At 70.7% G+C, this 4788-nt stretch carries 4 protein-coding genes; 3 read left to right on the forward strand and 1 reads right to left on the reverse strand.

The genetic code is table 11. The features are described 5' to 3' along the window. The 3 genes from AC6LJ5_RS29905 to AC6LJ5_RS29915 all read left to right on the forward strand — a co-directional run. Positions 1-879, forward strand: an 879-nt coding sequence (locus AC6LJ5_RS29905; protein ID WP_498142406.1) for a histone deacetylase family protein, incomplete at its 5' end; no start/stop codon positions are given. Between the two features lie 10 nt (positions 880-889). After that, positions 890-1942: a phosphotransferase gene (locus AC6LJ5_RS29910; protein ID WP_498142407.1), complete on the forward strand. Its 1053-nt coding sequence runs from the start codon at positions 890-892 to the stop codon at positions 1940-1942. Between the two features lie 10 nt (positions 1943-1952). Next, positions 1953-3263, forward strand: a complete 1311-nt coding sequence (locus tag AC6LJ5_RS29915) for an aspartate aminotransferase family protein (protein WP_392409918.1) — start codon at positions 1953-1955, stop codon at positions 3261-3263. A 15-nt stretch (positions 3264-3278) separates the two neighbouring features. On the opposite strand, the gene AC6LJ5_RS29920 is transcribed toward AC6LJ5_RS29915, so the two are convergent. Beyond that, positions 3279-4788 (reverse strand): CehA/McbA family metallohydrolase domain-containing protein (locus tag AC6LJ5_RS29920; protein WP_498142408.1); only part of this gene is annotated, 1510 nt, incomplete at its 5' end.

Genomic DNA, 4788 nt, shown 5'->3' on the forward strand with positions numbered 1-4788 from the left:
CCCGCCGCCGCGCCCCCCCCCGCCGCCGCGGTGCACACGCCGCAATACCTGCGTTTCCTGGAAACCGCTTACGCGCGCTGGCGCGAATTGCCCGACGCATCCGAGGAAGTGGTGGCCAATGTGCACCCGTTTCCCGGCCAGCCCTGCACCTATCCCGAACACATCGTCGGCCTGGCCGGCTATCACATGGGCGATACCGCGTGTCCCATCGGCGCGGGCACCTGGGAAGCGGCGGCCTGGTCGGCGCATTGCGCCACCCACGCGGCCCAGCTGGTGCTGGACGGCGAGCGCGCGGCCTATGCGCTGTGCCGTCCGCCCGGCCACCACGCCTATGTCGACCGCGCCAACGGCTTCTGCTACCTGAACAATGCCGCCATCGCGGCCCAGCATCTGCGCGCCGCGCACGCGCGGGTCGCCATCCTGGACCTGGATGTGCATCACGGCAACGGCACCCAGGGCATCTTCTACCGCCGCGCCGACGTGCTGACCGTGTCGATGCACGCCGACGCGCACAACACCACGCCGTTCTTCGTCGGCCACGCCCACGAGACCGGCGAGGGCGACGGGCTGGGCTACAACATCAACCGCCCGCTGCCGGTGGGCACCGGCGACGCCGGCTACCTGGAGGCGTTGCGCCGCGTGTTCCTGGACATCCGCGCCTACGCGCCCGGCGCGCTGGTGGTGGCGCTGGGCCTGGACGCCCACGAGCGCGATCCGTACAAGGGGCTGGCCGTCACCACCGGGGGCTTCGGCCTGATCCTGGCCGAGGTCGCGCGGCTGGGCCTGCCCACGGTGCTGGTGCAGGAAGGCGGCTACCTGTCCGACGACCTGGGGCCCAACCTGGCCAGCGCGCTGCGCGGCTTCGACTCCGCCGCCTGAGGAGGCCGCCATGAAGGATCAGGACGACGCCCAGGACGTGCTGGCCGTGGCCTCGCCGGACATCGGCGAGGACGAGGCCGCGCAGGCCGCGTGGCGCCATTTCGGCATAGCTGCCGAGGCGCGCCGCCTGGCCGGCGAGCGCGACCGCAATTTTCGGCTGCGTGCGCGCGACGGCCATGAATACGTGTTGAAGTTCTCGCACCCGGCCGAGGATCCGCGCGTGGCCGATTTCCAGGCCCGCGCGCTGCTGCACGTGGAACGCGCGGACCCGGCGCTGCCGGTGCAGCGCGTGGCGCTGGCCGTCGACGGCCAGCCCTGCGCCTGGCATCGCGCGCCGGACGCGCCGCCGCGCGTGCTGCGGCTGTTCAGCTACCTGCCGGGCCTGCCGCTGCCGGACGCCGCGCGTTCGGCGGCGCAGCGCGACAACCTGGCGCGGACCCTGGCGCGGCTGGGGCTGGCGCTGCGCGGCTTCGAACACGAGGCCGGCGCGCTGGCGCTGCCCTGGGACATCCAGCGCGCCGACGAGGTCGCGCCGCTGCTGGCGCACGTGGCCGACCCGGCGCGTCGGGCGCTGGCCGAGCGCGCCATGGCGCGCTTCACCGAGCATGCACGGCCGGCGCTGCCCGGCTTGCGGGCGCAAGCCATCCACAATGACCTGAATCTGTACAACGTGCTGGTCGATCCTCGGGATCACGACGTCATCGCCGGCATCCTGGATTTCGGCGACATGGTGCGCGCTCCGCTGGTCAACGACCTGGCCGTGGCGGCTTCTTACCAACTGGAGCCGGGCGCCGATCCGCTGGCGCCAGCCATTCGCTTCGCCGCCGCCTATCACGCGGTCAGCCCGCTCCAGGAAGCCGAGCTGGATGTGCTGTTCGACCTGATGATGGCGCGGCTGGCGATGGTGGTGGCCATTGGCGGCTGGCGCGCGGCGCGCTATCCGGACAATGCCGACTACATCCTGCGCAACAACGCGCTGTCCTGGGCCCGCCTGCAGGCCTGCGACGGCATCGCCCGCGACGCCGCGCGGCAGCGGTTGCGCGCGGCCTGCGGTTTTCAATAGGATCACAGCCATGACCATGACCCATTCCGGCGACGGCGCGGCGCAGGCCGCGGCAAATACCGAGGCGCTGATCGCGCGGCGGCGGCAACTGCTGGGCCCGGCCTATCGCCTGTTCTACGACCAGCCGCTGCACTTGGTGCGCGGCGAGGGCGTGTGGCTGTACGACGCCCAGGGCAAGCCCTATCTGGACGCCTACAACAACGTGGTGCCGCTGGGCCACTGCCACCCCGCCGTGGTCGAGGCGATCGCGCGGCAGGCCTCGACCCTGAACACGCACACGCGCTACGTGCACGAAACGGTGCTCGACTACGCCGAGGCGCTGCTGGCGACCTACGCGCCGGGGCCGGGCCATGTGATGTTCACCTGCACCGGCAGCGAGGCCAATGACCTGGCGCTGCGCATCGCGCAGGCGCACACCGGCGCCGCCGGCCTGATCGTCACGCGCCACGCCTATCACGGCGTGACGCTGTCGATCGCGCAGGCCTCGCCGTCGCTGGGCCGCTATGTGACGCTGGGGCCGGCCGTGCGTACCGTGGCCGCGCCGGACAGCTACCGCCAGGCGCCCGGTGAAACCGGCCCGGCCCTGGCGCGCGCGGTGCGCGAGGCGATCGCGGACCTGGCCCGCCACGGACTGCGTCCGGCGGCGCTGATGGTGGACACCATCTTCTCCAGCGACGGCGTGCAGGCCGGACCGGCGGGCTTTCTGCGCGAAGCCGTGGACGCGATCCACGAGGCCGGCGGCCTGTTCATCGCCGACGAGGTGCAGGCCGGCATGGGGCGCACCGGCGAGACGCTGTGGGGCTATATGCGGCATGGCGTGGCGCCGGACCTGATCACCATGGGCAAGCCGCTGGGCAATGGCCATCCCGTGGCCGGCGTGGCGGCCAGGCCGCAAGTGCTGGAGGCTTTCGGCCGCAACAGCCGCTACTTCAACACCTTTGGCGGCAATCCGGTATCGGCGGCGGCCGGCCTGGCCGTGTTGCGCACGGTGCAGCAGGAAGGGCTGATGCAGAACGCGGGGCGCGTCGGCGCCTATCTGCGCGAGCGCCTGCAAGGATTGGCCGCGCGTCATGATCTCATCGGCGATGTGCGCGGCGCGGGCCTGTTCATCGGCGTGGAACTGGTGCGCGACCGCGCCACGCGCGAGCCGGCCACCGAGCAGGCGGCGCGCGTGGTCAACGGCTTGCGCGACCGGCAGGTGCTGATCAGCAGCGCCGGCGAGCATGCCAACACCTTGAAGATCCGTCCGCCGCTGCCGTTTTCCACGGCCGACGCGGACCGCCTGGTGGCGGCGCTGGACGAGACGCTGGCCGCGCTGTAGCGCGGCCGGCAGGGCCTACGGCTTGACCGTCACGAACACCGGGTTCGAGTAGAACCACAGGTCGTTGTAGTTGCGCGCGTTGATGGCGTTGAAGCGCGCCGCGTTGTCGGTCAGGTCGATCTTGGCGTCCGGCAGCGGCTCGCCATTGGCGGTTTCGCCGGCCACGTCCGGCGCCAGGTTGGTGCCGCGCAGGCGCAGGTACTGGCTCTTGTCGGCGCTGAGCTTGACCTTGATGACGTTGTAGCCTTCCTTGTCCACGGTCCAGTCGGCGCGCGTGTAGCGGCCCAGCACGCGGGTGCTGGGATTGGTGGCCTGGTCATACGCAGGCGTGCCGGGCGCGGCGCGGGGACCGACGTCGCCCACGATAAGGTCCACGTGATGCACGGTGGGCTTGACGTAGGTGGGGTTGCCGCTTTCGATCGGGTACTCGTAGCGGTTGCTGTCGGGGCTGCGGAAGCGGATGGTCACTTCCACCTGCTCGCCCTTGGCCGCGATCAGCTCTGCGCCCATCTGCGCCGTGCCCGAGGCGCCTTGCGCCTGGAATTCCAGCGCGTCAATCAGGTCGCCGAACACGCCGTACATGCGGCCGCTCTTCAGGCCCGCGACCACCGCCGCCATGTCCTTGCCGTCCTTCCAGACGTAGGTGCGGGCGTACTCGCCGGGGGCGTAGCCGCTGCTGTACTGGCCGGTGGCGTTGACGCGGAAGTGGAAATCCGAATCGGCCACGGTCCAGATGCGGCGTCCCTCGCCGAGCAGCGCGTCCCAGGTGCCGCCCAGCTGCGCGACCAGATAGTCGACGCCGCCGTAGGTGCGGTTGGGCAGCTTGGCGGGCGTGTAGGCCTCGGCGTAGCCGCCGCGATCCGGTTCCATCTGGTTGCCCACCATGCCTTCGATGGCGAAGAAGATGGACGGCGCCAGGTCGTGCATTTCGCGCAGCTGGCCGATCGTGTATTTGCCGGCATAGCGCGACGGGTGGTTCAGCAGCATGTAGCTGTCGGGGTGCTTGTCGCGCAGCCATTTCAGCGCGGCCAGCGAGTCGGCGTGCGTGCTGTAGGCGCGCGGCTGGCCGGCCAGGTCCGCCACCAGCTGCGGATCGAACAGGTTGGCGGCCTTGTTGGTGTACAGGTATTCGAACTCGGCCACCGCCCGCAGCGACTTGGCCGACATCGGCTCGTTCACGCCGATGCCGATGTTGACGTGGTCATGCGTGGGCATATCCCACTCGAACGACGAGAAGATGATCTTGCCGGCGTAGCGGCCCGCCGCCTGCGCCTGCTGGATGAACGGCGCTTCGTAGCGCGCCATGCCGGTCGAGAACGGGACCGGGCCGCCGGGAATGTCCAGGCCGGTATGGTCGCGCTTGGACATGCGCAGGTGATTCGACAGCGCGGCCCAGTCCAGCTTGTAGCGGTTGAAGGCCTGGTCCAGCACGGTTTCCAGCGTGGTCTGGGCGTCGTCGGACTGGATGGTGTGCACGTGCAGGTCGCCGGCGCTCCATGCGCCCGTGACCACGGGGGGCTTGGGG

Source organism: Achromobacter sp. 1011791174 (assembly GCF_059760925.1).